This window comes from Mycobacteroides sp. H001, from assembly GCF_001440005.1.
GTDB classification, from domain to species: Bacteria; Actinomycetota; Actinomycetes; order Mycobacteriales; family Mycobacteriaceae; genus Mycobacterium; species Mycobacterium gwanakae.
The window spans coordinates 1-16378 of sequence record NZ_LJYH01000010.1 but is presented as its reverse complement, the minus strand read 5'-3'; the positions used below and the strand labels follow the sequence as shown (position 1 = coordinate 16378).

17 protein-coding genes are annotated in these 16378 nt (G+C 60.7%); 6 read left to right on the top strand and 11 right to left on the bottom strand.

All coding sequences use genetic code 11. The annotated features are described in order from the left end of the window. The first annotated feature begins 378 nt into the window (after positions 1 to 378). Positions 379 to 1911, top strand: a complete 1533-nt coding sequence (locus tag AOT83_RS00230) for a PPE domain-containing protein (protein ID WP_057965756.1) — start codon at positions 379 to 381, stop codon at positions 1909 to 1911. A 40-nt stretch (positions 1912 to 1951) separates the two neighbouring features. Here AOT83_RS00230 and AOT83_RS00225 read toward each other — a convergent pair whose 3' ends face one another. Beyond that, positions 1952 to 2392 carry an Lrp/AsnC family transcriptional regulator gene (locus AOT83_RS00225; protein WP_057965755.1) on the bottom strand — a complete coding sequence of 147 codons (441 nt, stop codon included), beginning with the start codon at positions 2390 to 2392 and terminating at the stop codon, positions 1952 to 1954. A gap of 79 nt (positions 2393 to 2471) precedes the next feature. Here AOT83_RS00225 and AOT83_RS00220 point away from each other — a divergent pair, with 79 nt between their 5' ends. Beyond that, the gene (locus AOT83_RS00220) at positions 2472 to 3200 is read left to right on the top strand and encodes an AzlC family ABC transporter permease (protein WP_057965754.1); all 729 of its coding nucleotides are present in this window, start codon (positions 2472 to 2474) and stop codon (positions 3198 to 3200) included. Beyond that, positions 3193 to 3516, top strand: a complete 324-nt coding sequence (locus AOT83_RS00215) for an AzlD domain-containing protein (RefSeq protein WP_057965753.1) — start codon at positions 3193 to 3195, stop codon at positions 3514 to 3516. The genes AOT83_RS00220 and AOT83_RS00215 overlap by 8 nt, the downstream gene beginning before the upstream one ends. Before the next feature lie 4 nt (positions 3517 to 3520). On the opposite strand, the gene AOT83_RS00210 is transcribed toward AOT83_RS00215, so the two are convergent. The 6 genes from AOT83_RS00210 to AOT83_RS00185 form a co-directional block, all read right to left on the bottom strand. Then, positions 3521 to 4162 (bottom strand): TetR/AcrR family transcriptional regulator, encoded by a 642-nt coding sequence (locus AOT83_RS00210; protein ID WP_057965752.1) that lies wholly within the window; start codon positions 4160 to 4162, stop codon positions 3521 to 3523. Between the two features lie 49 nt (positions 4163 to 4211). Further along, complete coding sequence (locus AOT83_RS00205; RefSeq protein ID WP_057965751.1) at positions 4212 to 5603, bottom strand: NAD(P)/FAD-dependent oxidoreductase; 1392 nt, start codon at positions 5601 to 5603, stop codon at positions 4212 to 4214. A 76-nt stretch (positions 5604 to 5679) separates the two neighbouring features. Further along, positions 5680 to 6675 (bottom strand): alpha/beta hydrolase family protein, encoded by a 996-nt coding sequence (locus tag AOT83_RS00200; protein WP_057965750.1) that lies wholly within the window; start codon positions 6673 to 6675, stop codon positions 5680 to 5682. A 345-nt stretch (positions 6676 to 7020) separates the two neighbouring features. After that, positions 7021 to 9762, bottom strand: a complete 2742-nt coding sequence (locus AOT83_RS00195) for an RND family transporter (RefSeq protein WP_057965749.1) — start codon at positions 9760 to 9762, stop codon at positions 7021 to 7023. Positions 9763 to 9919: 157 nt separating this feature from the next. After that, a complete protein-coding gene (locus AOT83_RS00190; protein ID WP_057979796.1) occupies positions 9920 to 10381 on the bottom strand; it encodes an MmpS family transport accessory protein in 462 nt (153 codons plus the stop codon). Further along, a complete protein-coding gene (locus AOT83_RS00185; RefSeq protein WP_057965747.1) occupies positions 10381 to 10620 on the bottom strand; it encodes a 4-oxalocrotonate tautomerase family protein in 240 nt (79 codons plus the stop codon). Before AOT83_RS00185 ends, AOT83_RS00190 begins: the two co-directional genes overlap by 1 nt. Positions 10621 to 10723: 103 nt before the next feature. Between AOT83_RS00185 and AOT83_RS26545 the strand changes: the two genes are divergently transcribed. Beyond that, positions 10724 to 11314 (top strand): TetR/AcrR family transcriptional regulator, encoded by a 591-nt coding sequence (locus AOT83_RS26545; protein ID WP_081343800.1) that lies wholly within the window; start codon positions 10724 to 10726, stop codon positions 11312 to 11314. Here AOT83_RS26545 and AOT83_RS26540 read toward each other — a convergent pair. The 3 genes from AOT83_RS26540 to AOT83_RS00170 all read right to left on the bottom strand — a co-directional run bounded on the left by AOT83_RS26540 (position 11248) and on the right by AOT83_RS00170 (position 13295). Next, positions 11248 to 11652, bottom strand: coding sequence for a WYL domain-containing protein (locus AOT83_RS26540; RefSeq protein WP_081343799.1), 405 nt, complete (start codon positions 11650 to 11652; stop codon positions 11248 to 11250). The genes AOT83_RS26545 and AOT83_RS26540 overlap by 67 nt on opposite strands. A 205-nt stretch (positions 11653 to 11857) precedes the next feature. After that, positions 11858 to 12148, bottom strand: coding sequence for a hypothetical protein (locus AOT83_RS27735; protein WP_057965745.1), 291 nt, complete (start codon positions 12146 to 12148; stop codon positions 11858 to 11860). 226 nt (positions 12149 to 12374) lie between these two features. Beyond that, positions 12375 to 13295 carry an alpha/beta fold hydrolase gene (locus tag AOT83_RS00170; RefSeq protein ID WP_057965744.1) on the bottom strand — a complete coding sequence of 307 codons (921 nt, stop codon included), beginning with the start codon at positions 13293 to 13295 and terminating at the stop codon, positions 12375 to 12377. A 100-nt stretch (positions 13296 to 13395) separates the two neighbouring features. Here AOT83_RS00170 and AOT83_RS00165 point away from each other — a divergent pair, with 100 nt between their 5' ends. Then, on the top strand, positions 13396 to 14118 hold the full coding sequence (locus tag AOT83_RS00165) for a TetR/AcrR family transcriptional regulator (RefSeq protein WP_057965743.1): 723 nt from the start codon (positions 13396 to 13398) through the stop codon (positions 14116 to 14118). Here AOT83_RS00165 and AOT83_RS00160 read toward each other — a convergent pair. Continuing rightward, positions 14111 to 15061, bottom strand: coding sequence for a WYL domain-containing protein (locus AOT83_RS00160; RefSeq protein ID WP_057965757.1), 951 nt, complete (start codon positions 15059 to 15061; stop codon positions 14111 to 14113). The genes AOT83_RS00165 and AOT83_RS00160 overlap by 8 nt on opposite strands. A 61-nt stretch (positions 15062 to 15122) precedes the next feature. Here AOT83_RS00160 and AOT83_RS00155 point away from each other — a divergent pair, with 61 nt between their 5' ends. Continuing rightward, a complete protein-coding gene (locus AOT83_RS00155; protein WP_057965742.1) occupies positions 15123 to 16283 on the top strand; it encodes an epoxide hydrolase family protein in 1161 nt (386 codons plus the stop codon). Positions 16284 to 16378: the final 95 nt, after the last annotated feature.

Sequence of the window (16378 nt, the reverse complement as noted above, 5' to 3'; positions counted from 1 at the left end):
ATCGAACAAGGCTCCATCACCGAACTCAGCTCTCTCGCAGGCCGCTTCTCAGAATTCTGGCGCCAACAAGAATCCACCACCGGATGGCGCATCACCACAGCTACAAACTAGATTCCGGCTCGGCCAGCCGAATGCAGCCTGATCGTCGCACACCTCGACGTAATGATCACTGCTCAAACGGATTCGATTCGTCATCCCAGGCAATCCCGTAACCGGAGGTCTCGACAAATTAGGTAAGCCAATGCTAATTTACTCGCGCTGATGCGTTGTCGGGCGAGCCTTCAAATCATGGAAAGGCTGTAAGTTGAGCAATCAGGAACGGGCAGTTCAGCCCGAATCCAGCAAGGCCGAGCACATGAGCGCCGGGGGCTAGCGGGGATGTCGGCGCCCATATGGATGGCGTTTCCCCCGGAAGTACATTCGGCACTGCTCAGCGCAGGCCCGGGCCCAGGCCCGATGCTGGCTTCCGCAGCGCAGTGGCAAGCACTATCAACCGAGTACGCCACGGCAGCAACGGAGTTGACCCAGCTGCTGAGCGCGGCCGCGGCGGGGGCATGGCAGGGACCCAGCGCCGCCCAATATGTGGCCAGCCATACGCCCTACTTGGCCTGGCTGACTCAGCAGAGCGCAGCGAGCGCCTCCAACGCTGCGCTGCAGGAGGCAGGCGCCGCGGCCTACACCACGGCGTTGGCGGCCATGCCGACCTTGCCCGAACTGGCCATGAACCACACGATTCACGGCATCTTGGTGGGCACAAACTTCTTTGGGATCAACACGATCCCCCTCGCACTCAACGAGGCCGACTATCTCCGCATGTGGGTGCAGGCCGCCACCACCATGGGTGTCTACCAAGGGGTTTCGAGTGCCGCGGTGGCGTCGGCGCCTCCGGCGACTCCCTCTCCGCCCATCATGGAGCCCGCCGGCGCGATGTTGCGCATGGCTGACATGTCCGGGCTCGCAGCACAGGCCCAAGCCGCGGAAGCCGGTTCGGCACTGGACAGCAGCAACAGCGTTATCGATCAGCTGATGGATTTCTTCCGCGACCCGCTGGGCACGCTGATCCGAATCATCGGAGATTTCATCCGAAACCCGGGGGCCGCATTGGCCACCTGGCTGCCGTTCCTGCTGATGCTCGGTGTGATGGCGTACCTGGTTTTTGCGCAGGTGTTTTGGTTGTTCTGGGCTGCGTTGCTCTCCGCACCACTGTGGCTGCCGCTACTGATCTTGGCGGCCTGGCAGTATCTGCAGCCCCCCGCCGTCGAAGCACCGGCCGATGAAGTTCAGCCTGAGCTCCGCAATACCGCCCCCGTACAGCGCGAACACATAGAGTCCCTTCCTGCGATCGCGTTGGCGCCCACAGGCGTTCCGGTCCCCACTGGGACGGCACCTGCACCATCGGCCCCGGCGCCAGCTCCGGCGCCCACCACCGCAACGGCGGCGTTTACGCCATACCTCGTCGCCGTGAATCCCGAAGAACCGCCCGCCATTCGTTTCGGACCAACCCTCAATGAGGGCAGCAAGGCCCAGGCCCCGGCCTCCGGAGTCTCTGCGGCAGCCGCCGCGGCAGCATCTGCCCGATCGCGAGCTCGACGCAAACGTGGTGCACGAGTGAAAGACCCAGCACCGCAGTACATGGACATGAACGTCACGGTCGATGCCGACTACGGTGAGCCGCCCAGATCCCCGCAAAGCCAAAGCACCGCGTCGACCCGCGGCACTGGACATCTCGGGTTGGCCGGCACCATCCCAAAGACCACCACCGCGCCCACCGCTGCCGGGCTCGTCGCACGCGAGAACGTCGGCAACGACACCGGTGCGATGGATGGCTCCAGGACTACGCCCATGCTCCCCACCACATGGAGCACAGATCCCGATGAAACCCCCTCTCCGCCAACACCGGATGAGCACTGACAGGGACTCAACTCATCTTCAGGGCGATTATCACGTCCACTCAGCGGCGTGATTTGAGGAGTTTCATGGTCAACCGCGAGTCAACGCGGGCGATCGCCGGGTCGCCCATGAGCTTGATGCTCAACCACTGCTCATAGGCCGCGAGGTCGGCGGTCTGCACCCGGATGAAGTAGTCGGGAATACCGAACATGCGCCTGAGTTCGGCGACTTCGTCCATCGCGACCAGGCGCTCCTCGAAGGACGCCACAGTGGCGAGGTCTTTGGCCACGAGATCGGCGTAGATGATCACCTCGAAGTCGCGCCCCAGTGCCGCCGGATTCACCAACGCGGTGTAGCCGGTGATGACACCCTCAGCCTCCAAGCGGCGGACGCGTCGCAAGCACGGTGCCGGGGTGAGGCCGACCCGGTCAGCCAACTCCTGATTCGTCAGGCGACCGCTACCCTGCAGCTGATTGATTATTGCGCGATCAAGCCTATCCATGCATCTATATTGCCGGAATGACCTCCCGATGAGCAATATGCACAATCATCATGCTCGCATGCCACTCTATGATTGCTACATGAATCAGGAGGTGTTGCCGCCACAGCCTCGACACCGGGACGAGCTGGTCAAAGCAGTCAGCCATGCTGGCGTTGTCTGGGCGGGTTTGTTTGCCCTCGGTATCGGATTAGGCGTCGTAATCACCTCTCATGGGCTCCCCTGGTGGCTGGCACCGATCATCTCCGGAGTCCTGTTCGCCGGCTCGGTCGAGTTCATCTTGATCGGCATGCTGTCCGCGGGCGCATCAGTGCCGGCCATAGCGCTGACGACATTCCTCGTCAATTCCCGCCATCTCTTCTACGGGATGTCATTCCCCCTTGACCGAGTCGCCAGCCGACTGGGCAAGTCGTACAGCATGTTCGCGCTATGTGACGAGGCCTACGCATTGATCACCGCGCTGGACCACCGGGCGTTGAGCTCGCGCCGGATTCTGTGGACCCAATGCGGTCTGCACCTTTCATGGGTTGCGGGGGCGACCACCGGCGGTCTCGCTGGAGCCTCCTTCCTCAGCGGACTGAAGGGGCTGGATTTCGTGCTCATCGCCATGTTCTTGGTGCTCGTTCTTGACACCTACCGTTTGCGGCCGGATATCCCTGGTATCGCGCTCGCGGTGGTGGCGGCACTCGCGGCACTGGCGATCGCCCCTGGCGCGATGATTCTCGTGGCCATGTGCTGCTACACCGTCACTCTTGTTGTCCGGCACCACCTCACCCACTCCGGCACGGAAGAGCGGGCAGGCCATGCCTGAACCCGCTTACATCGCAGTGGCTTTGGTCTCCGCCGTGGTGATCACCTTCGCCTTGCGGGCTCTACCCTTCGCCGCGCGAAACGCCATCAAGAACAGCGAGCTGGCTGCCGACCTGGGACGCTGGATTCCACTGGGCGCCACCGCCATTCTTGCCGTGTATTGCCTTTCGACGATCAACCTGACGGGACCGTCACACGGCGCCGGGCCCATCGTCGGCGTGGTGACGACAGTGGGCATACATCTCTGGCGACGCAACGCGGTGCTCAGCATCGTGGTCGGCACCCTCGCCTGCCTGATCATCACCAACGTGAACTAGCGTCCTACATCTCAGATTCCGGCAACGGTCGCAACTCCGTCGGTGCGGCTAGCGCGTGAGAGAAGAAGCTGACTATGTCGTCGATGAGATCCTGCCCCCCGTCGCCTTGCGCCAGGCCATATTTGGCGGCGAGATGGGTCCTGCCCAACACATGCATGAGGGACATCCCCAGCATGGTCTCGACACGAAAGGCGACCACCGGCAAAGGCAGCCCCGGGAGTAGTGGGATCAGCGCGGTGACCATCTGGCCAATTCCCGACTGAACAATGTCTTCCCTGGTTGCTTCGTACCGCTCGTCACCCCCGAGCCTGGGTTTGATCCCGAGTTCGACGAATAGCGCGATCTGCTGAGGGCTGGCACGCACCTGCGGCCCCAGGAAGGCCTCGACAAGATCCTCGATCGTGTGCCCCGGAGTTCCGGCCACCTCGGTAAGACGACGGCTGCGCTCGACAAGAGAGGGCTCCATGATGCGCATCATGAGCGCGCGTAAGAGCGCGTCCTTGCTCCCGAAGGTGTAATTGACGGCATTGACATTCATTCCAGCCAGGCCTGTCACCCGGCGTATGGACAGGCCCGCGACTCCGTCTTCGAGCAGCACCTGTTCGGTCGCCTCTAGCAGTCTGGTGCGGGCATCCGGTTGTTCCACTCGCCCATTCAAACATCGTCAAGGGTAGTAACAGATCGAGCTGCGCGTCTTATCCCGCTTCGGGCACCGAGAACTCGGGCTCGAAAACATCCGGCATACCCTGTCGGGGTGGTAAAACGGGCAGTTCCCGGTATCGCCGTGCGCCGAGCCAATGCCCGGGATGGGCAAGCGCAAGTCGCGTTATCTGACGTACCTGCCACCTCGCCGCGTTGATCGTCGGCGCAAGCTGACTCGGATGTCTGACAACCGCTGCGGCGACGTACGCAGCCAGCCGCGAGGCATCCCGTAGGCGAACGGCACCGCGCGGCTTGACGGTACGCGGCAGGATCGCCTGCAGCATCCGCTCCAAAGCCACATCACTCTTGCCCAGAGTCCGGAAGGCCGCATCCGTGACGGCCGCAGGATTAGTCAGCTCGCCTAGAGTTGATGCGGCCCAATACATTTCCACTGCATCCAGGTCGCGCCATCGCCACCAGTCCAACAATTCTGTGTCGATGGTGTCGCCGCCCAGTCCTGCCACGATGCGAGCCGCCAAGGACTCGCTCTGGCGGAACGCATCGGCCATTCCCTGCCCGGGCGCCGGGTCTTTGAAATGGCCGGCGTCGCCCACCAGCACCCAGCCGGGGCCTGCAGCCGTTCGGAAGTAGCCGTGCCAGCGCCGCAGGATGCGCAACGGCCCCCGGCGCGTCGCTCCCGCGACCGCCTCGGCCATCTCGGGCCAACGCGTCAGTGCGGCATCGAAGTTCGTGTAGCGATCAGCCAGAAAAGCATCGGCCTTATGCATCGGCGTACCGAGCATTGCGATGTAGACGCCGTTGTCCAGCGGCAGCGCAATACCATTTCCTTCACCCACCCGACCCATCACTAGGTCGTACGGCGGGTTCGCCCCTTCGTAGAACGACCAGACCGGCATGTACGAGCCAGGAATGGTCAAATACTCTCGCGCTCCAACATGTTCGGCGATTCGCGAATGCTGCCCGTCTGCGCCGACTACGAGTTCCGCATGAATGGGACCACTCTGTGTTTCCAGTCCGACGACTCGCCCTTTGTCGGTCAGGACACCGTCGACGCGACACCCGGTACGGATCTCAGCGCCCGTGCGGGCGACGTGCTCCAACAGAATCGGGTCGAAGGTCTCGCGCCGCATACCAAGCATCACTCCGATGACCTCAGGGTCGGGTCGGGTGGTGACGCTCACGTCGTTACTACGCAACCGCATCGTCCGTAGTGGCGTCGCCCCTGCGTCCACCACGTCGTCAAGCACACCCAGTCGCTCTAAAACCGCCGTGCCACTGGGGGTAAACAAATGCGTGGAAGCCTTGTCCGCAGGAAACCGCACCTTGTCGACCAGGCATACGTTGAGGCCCTGGCGTGCCAGTTGCATGGCGAGCGAGGCACCCGCACACCGCGCTCCGACGACAGCCACGTCAAACTTCTCCATGAGTCGACCTCCACCGACTAGACCGAATGGTGTAGTCGGCTACGTTAACGAATCAAGCCAAAATGTCAATATCGGGTTAGTGGCTGTTGAGGTAGCCGATGACGTCGGACTTCATGGCCCGTAGCTGCTGGCCCCAGTAGTACCAGTTGTGTAGACCACCCTTGGCGAAATCAATGTGGGCGTTCTTGCCACCCGCGGCGGTGTAGGCATCCACAAACTGATGCGAGTACGGGGTCAAATAGCCTTCGAGAAATCCTCCGGTGAACTTCTCCAGGCCGGGGCGATCGTCATCTCCGGCAGTGGCATCACCGCTGCCGTTATAGATCCACAACCGGGTGTTGTTGGCGATGAGTTTGTCCACATGAAGGTACGGATCATTGCGATCCCACGCCGGATCGTTATCGGGGCCCCACATATCAGCCTTATCGAAACCGCCGCAATCCCCCATCGCCAAACCGATCTGAAATTTCTGAGGCGATGTGTAGTTCGGAGACGACAGCGCCGCCGAGTAGATGAACTGCTGAGGGTGATAGATCGCCAGCGTCAGCGCTGAAATACCGCCCATCGACAACCCGACAATTGCGTTACCCGTCGCCGAAATGCCCCTGTTGGCGGCCAACCATGCCGGTAGCTCACTGGAGATGAATGTTTCCCACTTGTAGGTCCACACACCCTTGTTGCCGCTGCCATCCGTCCCCTTGGCCGGGTTGTACCAATCGGTGTAGAAGCTCGACTGCCCACCCACCGGCATCACCAACGACACACCAGATTGGTAGTAGTCCTCAAAAGCAGTGGTCTCGATATCCCACCCGCTGTAGTCCTCCCGCGCCCGCTGCCCATCGAGCAGGTAAATAGCTTTGGGGCCACCACCTTGGAACTGCACCTTGATATCGCGGCCCATCGACGGCGACGGCACCTCCAAATACTCCACCGGCAGCCCAGGACGCGAAAACGCATGCGCAACCGGCACACCGCCACCAACACCGGCAGCCGCCAACAACACCGCAGCCCCCAAGGCCGCGGCAGCCAAACCACGGACAACACCGCCACGCATCAACGAAACAAATCTCATCGGTTCAAGGCCCCTTCACATGCGAATAAACACTGTTTAAAACAGTGTGTTAACCGTAACACAGCCGAACACACACCACCCAACACACCCACCACAGCCACACACACCACACCGCTCACACAACCCAAAGCGATCACACATTCCCCCGACAGGACCACACACCAGACAGCAATTCACGATCAAGAACCCGCCGTCGCATATGAGCCTTCGCCACTGCCCTGAAAACACGCATATGTTTGGGGTGCGTGGAGCACCGATGACAGCTTCACCGCTGAAGCTCTTCGTTCCCTATCTCAGTCTCGAGGCTGAGATAGGCCTAGAGGAATCCATTCTCGACGGGTTTCATTACCCAGCCGACGCCGTTTCGACGGGTTTTACAGACGGTCGCAGCGGCCACCAGAACCACCTGCCGAGCAACGCGGCGACAGACGGGAGGAGGAATGTCCGAACGATGAACGTGTCCAGCAAGAGCCCAATCCCAATGAAGAGACCGGACGCCTGCGTATTTCCACCGCTCGCACTGAGCAAGGCGAACATCGTGAGTCCGAAGACGATTCCGGCGGTGGTCACCACGGTGCCGGTGCTGGCGAATGACCGGATCATTCCGATGCGCAGTCCCGCACGAGACTCCTCCTTCATGCGCGAGGTCAGCAGGAGGTTGTAGTCGGCACCGATCGCCACCAGTACGGCGAACGCGACTTGCGGTATGCCCCAGTGGATCGGAATCCCAGTTGCTTGCCACCAGATCAGCCACGTAATACCAGCTGCAGCCAAGAAAGAGAATGCGCTGGTCAATACGACGACCAGTGCCGCAACCACGCTGCGTAGCAGGAGCAGCACGATGGCGAACACCAATGCGAAGGCTGTCACCGCGAGGATGCCGGTATCACGCCGCAGAGACTCGTGGACATCAGCGGTAAACGTGCGGACGCCGGTGACTATCACCCGGGAACCCTGCAATTTCGTACCCCAGAGCGCTTCTTCGACTTTGTGTTTCATGTCATAAACGCCGTCAATCGCGGGCAATGTGAAGCTATTGACGGTGCTGTACACGATCATTCGAGTGGATCGGCCATCGTGGCTGACGAGCCTGTCCATACTCTTCTTGAACTGTTTATTCGTGAACGCGTCCGCAGGCAGGAAGAAACCACCGGCCTCGCTGTCGCCGTAGCTGTTTCCCAACTCTTGAGCAAGCCGCGCTGACTCACGCAATTGCGGAAGCGAGTTCCGGATCAGGCTCGAGAGCCGCGCGGTGATTGTATGTATTTGCGTGACCGACGACCGCAGCGTCGGAATCGTGCCACCGGTGATCGGCAAGGCACCGTGCAAACTGTTGATCCCAGACCGCAGACTCTTCATGCTGTCACCCAAATTGCCGACCTTGTTCAGACTGTCCAATGCGGTACTCGCAAAATGACAGAGTTCCTGGTCGTTGCACGAGGGGTTGGCAGCGATTAGATCCTGGATTGGCCTGAGCTTCTCGCTGACGGTGCCGGTTAATTCTTGCAGTGCTGTCGCCGCTTCTTGCAGTTGGGCACTGGAGGCGTCGAGGTTACTAAGCCCGCCAGAGGCAGCATCGAATGCATGCTGCAGCTGACTGGTTGTAGCCGACACCGACTCTAAGACTCGTAGCAACGTGTCGAAGTCGTCAGTGCGTTCATCCAGCAGATCCGCCTGCAGCCCTAGCTGATTCCCCGCGTAACCGGCTTGATATGTCAGCGTCCCGGCCTCGATCTTGCGGCCCAAAGGCCGAGTGACACTTTGAATGAACTCCACATCGTGCATCTCGGCGATTTTGGCGGCGACTTGGTCCAGGATGACCATATCCGCGGGATTGCGCAGGTCGTGATCTGCTTGTATGAAGACGAATTCCGTATTGAGGCGATTTTTTTGGAAATGACGTTCGATCGCCTGGTACCCAACCAGGCTCGGAAGCGAAGCGGGCTGCTGCTCGCGTTCGTCGTAGCCGATGCGCATATTTGTCGCAGCGGCGGCGAACGGAGCCAAGAGCAGTACAGTGGCAGCTAAGACAGGCCCAGGCCACCGGACCACGACGGCCCCCAACTTGCGCCATCTTTGTCCCTGTCGCGCTTCCTTTGGCTCGAGAAAACCGAGTAGCCGGTAGAACTCGACGAGTGCTGGGGTGAGGGTCAATGAGACCGCAATACTGATCAAAATGCCGATCGCGCAGGGGATACCGGCGGAGTGGAACAGTGAAAGTTCGGTGAAGCTCATGCATATGCAAGCACCGGCTATGGTGAGGCCAGAGGCCAGCACAACATGTGACACGCCGCGGAACATATCGTGGTACGCGTCAACAAAACCACGCCCGCTGCGCCGGGCTTCCTGATAGCGACCCACGAAGAAGATTGAGTAATCCGTGCACGCGCCAAGGACGAACGCGGCCGGCAACAGAGTGCTGAACACGGAAATCTCAAAGTAATGGTGCGCGCCGAGGTACCCAATCGCCGCACGGGTCAGCCCGACCGAGATAGCCACCGGCGTGGTAATCACGAGCACGGTGAACAGAGAGCGATACACCACCAATGCAACAACGAAGATCAAGACGGAACTGATCAGGGTGAGCTTGATCATGTCCTCATCGGCTAGCGCCAAAGTATCGCTCGTCATCGCACCAGGGCCAGCCACGTACGCGGCCGTACCTGTTCTGGTCGGGTATTTCGCAACCGCCTCACGAATAGCGGTGATGGATTGAAGACCCTCGCCGGAGCCCTGAGCACCGGCCGCAATCACCATCGCGTACGCAGCCTTGCCGTCTTGGCTCTGGACCACTTCTTCGGTGTCCGGGTCCGACCAAAAGTCCTGCACCGATCCCACATGCTGGCGGTCCTGGCGTAACTGGTGAACCACGCGATCGTAATAGTCGTGGTCAGCCTGATTTAGTCCATTCAAATTCTCCAGGACAAGAAAGAGGACATTATCCGAGTCGCCATCGCCGAAGGTTGAAACAACTTCCTTCAGTCCCGCACTGGTGCGTGTATCGCTCCCGAGCAAAGGGGCCGATTCGCTCTTGACAACGCTCTCCGGAATCGGAGCCACGAGCAAGAAAGCTACAGTCACGGCCATCCAGAAGAGGATGATAGGCGCCGATAATCGGCGGACAAGTTCGGGAAATCGCGGCCTGCGCTCGTGCGGCTCGGGCTCTCGACGGAAAGGCTCGTGCAGAACCTCGCCAACCCTGCGGAATAGGCCCACTGCGGATTCAGGCTGTCGACGCTTCATCTCATCCTTTCAACGTGCAGTTCACTGCTGCTGCCGCATTGGTTGCCGTGTATGAGACGCGTTCCTCGCCATCGACGAGGATGCGGCACCGCAGCCCTGATCCATTCGCCTGCGCAACCAGGCTCGCCGGCGTCGCGGATCCGGAAACGACGATTTCGGTGGACCAGGGCAGTTGCACGGCCTGCTTCATTCGTTGGTTGTGCTCGTCGAGGTAGACCACAAGGCCGGAGCCCGGCCCCGGTGCAGACAGCTCATACGTCACACGACGGGGTTGCTGAGACAGCAAACGCAGCGGAGACGCACTGTGCGTCTCCGCTGCGAACAGTGCGACCGGCGGATGGCTGTACACGTATCCATACGCGCCAGCAAGTACCAGCGCCGCAAGCGCATAAGGCCATAGCGCCGCGAACTGTAAACGCTTCGCCCACAGCGAGCGTCGCGCGACATAAACTAGTGAGCGCACTAGTGTGCTTCCTCGCCCGTCTTGCCGACGAAGGCTGATGTCAGTTCCTGCAGCGTCCAGGCCTTGCCGCCTGTGCCCCAGCCGCCGTCGGCCACCTCGTTGATCAACACATGTACTGCCGGGCGAATCTGCGGAATTCCTTCCACCTCAACAACAACATCGGTGATGCGAGCCACAAGCTGCTGCTTCTGCTCGAGCGACAGCACACCCGCCGGGACGCTGATATTCACAACCGGCATGACTCTCTCCTTGGAATTCGAGGGCTCAGACGCTGAACAACGCCACACAGATATACATACCGGTCGGTATACCTAAAGTCAACCGATCGGTATACTCGGCTACATGCCCGAACCAGGAGCAGCTACATCAGCACGCGTTCGGTTGCTGGAAGCTGCCGCACAACTGACATACGCGAATGGCATTGATGCAACCGGAGTCGATGCGATAGTCAAGGCTGCCGGCGTAACCAAGCGCACCCTGTATCAGCATTTCGGGTCTAAAGATGAGCTCGTGGCCGCGGCACTCGAAGCCCGTGACAGTCCGGCTATCGCCGGGTTGCGTAGTGCCGTGGAGCGCAAAGTATCTCGGGGCGCCAGCCCGATAGAGGCCTTGTTCGGGGTGCTCGCCCGCGTTTTCGCCGAGCCGGCGTTTCAGGGCTGCGCTTTCCTCAATAGTGGGCTGGAGATGCATGCCGAACACCATCCCGTGCGCCCTGTCGTCCGCTCGCATACCGATGCCCGCCGTGAGCTCGTCGCAGACCTGGTACGGGCCGAAGGTGTCGATGCCGACTGGCCGATCGATGCAATCACACTGCTCATCGAAGGAGCCTTCGCCCTCAGCGCGGCACGACGCGACCCAGAGGTCATTCACCGCGCCCAACGCGCAGCAGAGAGCCTCCTCGCCAGTGCCCGCAAACAACCATCCGCTACATAACCAGCGCGACAGAGCACGAAAATGCCTGTTAAGCAACATATTCTGCCGGCTAGCCGTTCGTCGATGGCTTCCGGGTATCCGGCGGCCGGTGAAATTCCTTCGGCCACTTCGATTATCAGAGCCTCGACGGTAGCCTTAGTCTGACAGGCGTACGGCGCCAAGCTGAATCCCTGGGTGACAAATGCCGCCACCCCACCGCTGGGCGCAAATCCCGGGCCCGACGGGATCCGGGGTCGCAACCGATCAACCCGGTAGGTTCGCGAATCTTGCCGGTCAGTATCGCAACCAAGCAGATACCAGCGTCGGCCGACGCTGACAAGCCTACACGGCTCGACAATAGGGTGGCCAACTTAGGCGCGGGTTCGCCAGGTGGCAGACTGCTCAGCTCAGACTAGACGTTTGGCCGTACGGCGATGAGTTTGCGTGGCTCCTCGACGTATGCGGCAGGGAGTTCCTCCCAGTTGACCTCGGTGGCCCAAACTTGCGACGGCTTAATGGCCCCTCGCGTAACGGTATCGATCGTTGGTTGCACGTGGGCCGTTGTTACCCAGCCCGAAGCGGATCACTCGACAATTCGTTGACCACGCCGCCCATTCGCGCACCGCGCCTTGGCACAACAACAACAATGCCTCGCGTACCACCGCGATTGGCCAGCGACAGCAGCGGCGGTCCGGCATCGACGACCGCAGCCCCGGCGTATCCCTTGATAACCACAGTGGAGGTCGCATACAGCGTGGCGTCGGTGATCCATCCCCCGAAGCGAGCATTGTGGCCGTGGCGACCGTCGCTGGCGTTGCGCGCTTGGATACACCTGCCAAATTGGGCAAAGAGCACTGTGTACCAGGTTATTTCGACAATGAACCAGCCCGGGGCGGACGCAATAGTTTCGATCGCCGGGGTAGACCGCCCAGACTTATTCGACGCCGAATAACCAGCAGGCGTATACCTGACGAGCTGAGACCGGGCCTGACTTAACGGCGCTTATAACCGGACATGCATACGCATGCCCGGTTACAAGCGCTCAGGATGAGGTCAGTCCGGCCCGAGTGTGCAGCACGCACTAGCGACTTCGATGCGCGTCCACGAACGCAATCGTCAGGTCGGCGATCTCACGCGGGTGCGTGAAAGGCGACCAGTGCCCCGCGGGAATCTCGTGGAAGTGCAGTTCCTGCGCCCAACGCGGCGCATCGTCAAGCGGTATCCGACGAATCGCGACATCGTATTTCGAGGTAATCATCTGCACGGGCACCTTCGTTCGGCTTTCCTTCGGGCGGAAGATCTTGCCGATGTTGGCACGGTAGATACGCATACCGCCCAGCATGTCTTGCTCCAATGTTTCTGCTAAATATGCCTTTTCAGCAGGGACCCGTGAAAGAACCCCAAGCGCTCGCTTCCACACCTCACGTCTGCCCAGATACGTGAAGAGGCGTGCGGGCAGGCCAGGCACGAACAACCAGAAGATGTAGGACGAGCACAACAGTTGACCCATGAGGCCCAGCAGATTTCGTGGCGTCGGGTGACGAAGGGCCTTGCGCATCCAGAGGCCAGCCTGGTCGAGGCTGAAGCCCGACACGCAGGTGAAAGAGGCGAATCGACTGTCAGCGTCGTCGTCGCACACGGCTTCCCAGGCATAGATTGCGCCGAAGTCGTGCCCGAGCAAGTGCACAGGCCTGCCTGGGCTCACAACATCCGCCACTGCCCCGATGTCCGCGACGAGCTTGTCGAACGCGAAATCTTGCCAGCTCTGCGGAGAGCTTGACAGACCGTGGCCGCGTTGGTCGTAGGTGACCACATGGTATCGATCAGCCAACAGAGGTACCACATCACTCCAGAGCAGATGCGTGTCCGGCCAGCCATGGAGCAAGATCACGGTCTCGTTCGCGGGATCGCCGTACTCAAATGCGGCGAGTTCGTATTCACCGGACCGGACCACGCGCGCACGACCCTCCAGATGGCGGCTCGGCAGCTGGCTGTTGGCCATCACCTCTCCTTACTGTCCCGTCCCGTCAGCACCTCAGGAACACCCGAGATACTCGTGAGACAAATATTGTCTTGTTATCTCATCACGTTAACATGGTGCTATGCACGAGGCAAAAGACACCGATGGCCATCCCCTCGCGCACCTTCTCGTCAAAGGGCTCGCCGCTCAGGACCCAGAGCTGATCAGCCAGTTGGATACCGGCGACGACGTCACTGCGCGCATCCTCACCGCCGCACGCGAACAAATCGAAACCGTTGGATGGCGACGGTCGACCATCGAGGACATTGCCAAGAGGGCACGGCTTGGAAGAGCTACCGTCTACCGGAAATTCCCCAGCAAGCAAGTGCTGCTCGATGCAGTCATCGATGCAGGGGTACGCGAGTATCTAGCCGGGAGTACAGCGGCGGTCACCAACCAGCCGACCATTGAGGACCGCATTGCCGAAAGTACGCGCTTCACCGTCGAATTCTTGCGCAACCACCCCATATTGACGAGGTTGATCGAGACCGAGCCGGAGACCGTGTTACCCCTTCTCACTGTGGATGCGGGACCGCTGATCCAGCTCGTCGACGGCTTCTCCGTAGCGGTATGGCATCGCGAGCTCTATGACGGCAACCCCATGACCGACAAGCAACGTCAGCACCTGCAGATCGTTGCCGAACTTCACACTCGCCTCACACTGTCGTTCATCCTCACCAAAAACACCGCCATACCACTAGATACGCCGGAGCAGACACGCACTTTCGCGCGAAATTATCTGGCCCCCATGCTTCTTGGACTCATCGACGCAGACCGTTCCCGTTCGAGCTCCGGACTCAGTTAGTCGCCGCGGCCATGCGATCGGCCAATTCGCGCATGTGGCGGATTAATGCTTCGGGTTCATGCACGGTGAACTGGAAGCCCAGCAGCCCCAGGTGAATTGCCAGATCATCGTACGTATTAGCACCCAAGTGCAGCAGACAGCGCTGTTCGTCGATGGCTTCCAAGTATCCGGCGGCCGGTGAAATTCGTTCGGCCACTTCGATTATCGGGGCTTTGACAGTCACCTTAGCCTGATAGGCATACGGCACCACGCTGACTCCCTGGGTGACAAATGCCGCTACCCCACCGCTGGGCATCGGGCGAGGCACAAATCGCGGGCCGGACGGGATCCGGGGGCGCAACCGATCAACCCGGTAGGTTCGCCAATCTTGCCGATCGGTATCCCAGCCAAGCAGATACCAGCGTCGGCCTACGCTGACGAGCTTATGTGGCTCGGCATGGCGGAGCGAGGAGCTGCCGTCATGCTTCTGATAGTCAAAGCGCAATTGCACTGCGTCACGTATCGCCCCAGCGATAGCGGTGAGCGTCCCCGGGTCGGCACCAGCGGTTCCACCCGGCACGACAAGTGTCGCTGCCCACAGCGCGGTGAATCTATGCCGCAATCGCGAGGGCAGTACCCGTTCGATCTTCAGCAAGGCGCGAAGCGCGCTCTCCCCGGTATCGGTAGCTGCACCTTCGGCCGCCCAGCACAGTCCCACCGCAACAGCGATGGCTTCCTCATCGTCCAGAAGCAGGGGCGGCATCGTGGCACCCGCACCAAGTCGATACCCGGCGATACCGCGGATGGCCACTACCGGGTAGCCCAGCTTGCGCAGTTTTTCTATATCCCGCCGCACAGTGCGCGCATCGACATCCAACCGCTCGGCCAGCTCCCCACCGCTCCAGTCACGCGGGGTTTGGAGAAACGACAGCAGCCGTAGCAGGCGGGCAGACGGTTCGAGCATGATGACATCCTGCCATTCACCTAGGGCCGGATCTGTCCTAACCGACTCATAGCCTGCAATCATGGAAGCAATCACCCCATTTCGTATCGCCGTCCCGCAGAGCGATCTTGATGATCTGCAGAGGCGGTTGGATCACACCCGTTGGCCGGCCGCACTGCCAACCGACAGCTGGAGTACCGGGGTGCCGACGTGGTGGCTGCGCCAGATCGTCGAGTACTGGCGCACGGATTACGACTGGCGCGCGGCCGAGAAGGAACTGAACGCGTGGCCGCAGTTCGTCACCACGATCAGGGGCCAGCGCATCCATTTCCTGCACATACGTTCCGACGAGCCCGACGCCCTACCGCTCCTGCTCACCCACGGTTGGCCAGGATCGGTGGCCGAATTCCTCGACATCATCGGGCCCTTAACGAATCCACGCGCACACGGTGGCGACCCACGCGATGCCTTTCACGTTGTGATCCCCTCGCTGCCAGGTTTCGGATTCTCGGGCCCAGTCGCCGAATCGGGTTGGAGCAAAACAGAAATCGCATCAGCCTGGACAGAGTTGATGCGCCGACTGGGCTACCGCCGTTATGGCGCACATGGCGGCGATATCGGGTCGGGGGTCAGCCCCGATATCGCCCGCACCGCGCCAGAACACGTGATCGGCGTGCACGTCAACGGCGGGCCCGGACCGATGCCGCGCTTCCCCGTGCCGGATGACGTACGTAGCGCGCTCAGCGAGCCCGATCGGGCACGTCTGCATATGATCGAGGAGCTTTTCTCGGACGGTTCCGGCACCGGCTATGTGGCGATCCAGTCGACTCGCCCGCAGACGCTGGCATATGGACTCACCGATTCGCCTCTCGGTCAGCTCGCCTGGATCATGGAGAAATTCCGTGAGTGGACCTATCCACAAGAAACGTTGCCCGAGAAGATCATCAGCGTGGATCGGCTGCTCACCAACGTGATGATCTACTGGCTCACCGGTACCGCCGGGTCCTCCGCCTATGTCGGCTATGCACAGGGACTCGGATGGGACGAAGAGAAGCCGAACTCAGGAGTGCCCACCGGCGCCATCATCTTCGCAACAGATTTCGGCCTGCGCTATTTCGCTGAAAAGTCCAACACCATCACCCATTGGACTGAGGTCGACCGCGGAGGCCATTTCGCCGCGTTAGAGGAACCTGCTCTGCTCGTTGACGACATACGCACCTTCTATCGCGCCTTACGCGACTAGGGCGTGTCTGACAAATGTTTCGGGTGTTTCGGCTGAGACTTAGGCCATGTCACGGTTCCAGCTGCTCACCGATGCTCAATGGTCGTTGATTGAAG

What these genes read in the sequence shown, in the direction of transcription:
- AOT83_RS00230 (WP_057965756.1), top strand. Translation starts at nt 379, where the DNA reads ATGTCGGCGCCCATATGGATGGCGTTTCCCCCGGAAGTACATTCGGCA.
- AOT83_RS00225 (WP_057965755.1), bottom strand. Translation starts at nt 2,392, where the DNA reads ATGGATAGGCTTGATCGCGCAATAATCAATCAGCTGCAGGGTAGCGGT.
- AOT83_RS00220 (WP_057965754.1), top strand. Translation starts at nt 2,472, where the DNA reads ATGAATCAGGAGGTGTTGCCGCCACAGCCTCGACACCGGGACGAGCTG.
- AOT83_RS00215 (WP_057965753.1), top strand. Translation starts at nt 3,193, where the DNA reads ATGCCTGAACCCGCTTACATCGCAGTGGCTTTGGTCTCCGCCGTGGTG.
- AOT83_RS00205 (WP_057965751.1), bottom strand. Translation starts at nt 5,603, where the DNA reads ATGGAGAAGTTTGACGTGGCTGTCGTCGGAGCGCGGTGTGCGGGTGCC.
- AOT83_RS00200 (WP_057965750.1), bottom strand. Translation starts at nt 6,675, where the DNA reads ATGAGATTTGTTTCGTTGATGCGTGGCGGTGTTGTCCGTGGTTTGGCT.
- AOT83_RS00195 (WP_057965749.1), bottom strand. Translation starts at nt 9,762, where the DNA reads ATGGCCGTGACTGTAGCTTTCTTGCTCGTGGCTCCGATTCCGGAGAGC.
- AOT83_RS00185 (WP_057965747.1), bottom strand. Translation starts at nt 10,620, where the DNA reads ATGCCGGTTGTGAATATCAGCGTCCCGGCGGGTGTGCTGTCGCTCGAG.
- AOT83_RS26545 (WP_081343800.1), top strand. Translation starts at nt 10,724, where the DNA reads ATGCCCGAACCAGGAGCAGCTACATCAGCACGCGTTCGGTTGCTGGAA.
- AOT83_RS00170 (WP_057965744.1), bottom strand. Translation starts at nt 13,295, where the DNA reads ATGGCCAACAGCCAGCTGCCGAGCCGCCATCTGGAGGGTCGTGCGCGC.
- AOT83_RS00165 (WP_057965743.1), top strand. Translation starts at nt 13,396, where the DNA reads ATGCACGAGGCAAAAGACACCGATGGCCATCCCCTCGCGCACCTTCTC.
- AOT83_RS00160 (WP_057965757.1), bottom strand. Translation starts at nt 15,061, where the DNA reads ATGCTCGAACCGTCTGCCCGCCTGCTACGGCTGCTGTCGTTTCTCCAA.
- AOT83_RS00155 (WP_057965742.1), top strand. Translation starts at nt 15,123, where the DNA reads ATGGAAGCAATCACCCCATTTCGTATCGCCGTCCCGCAGAGCGATCTT.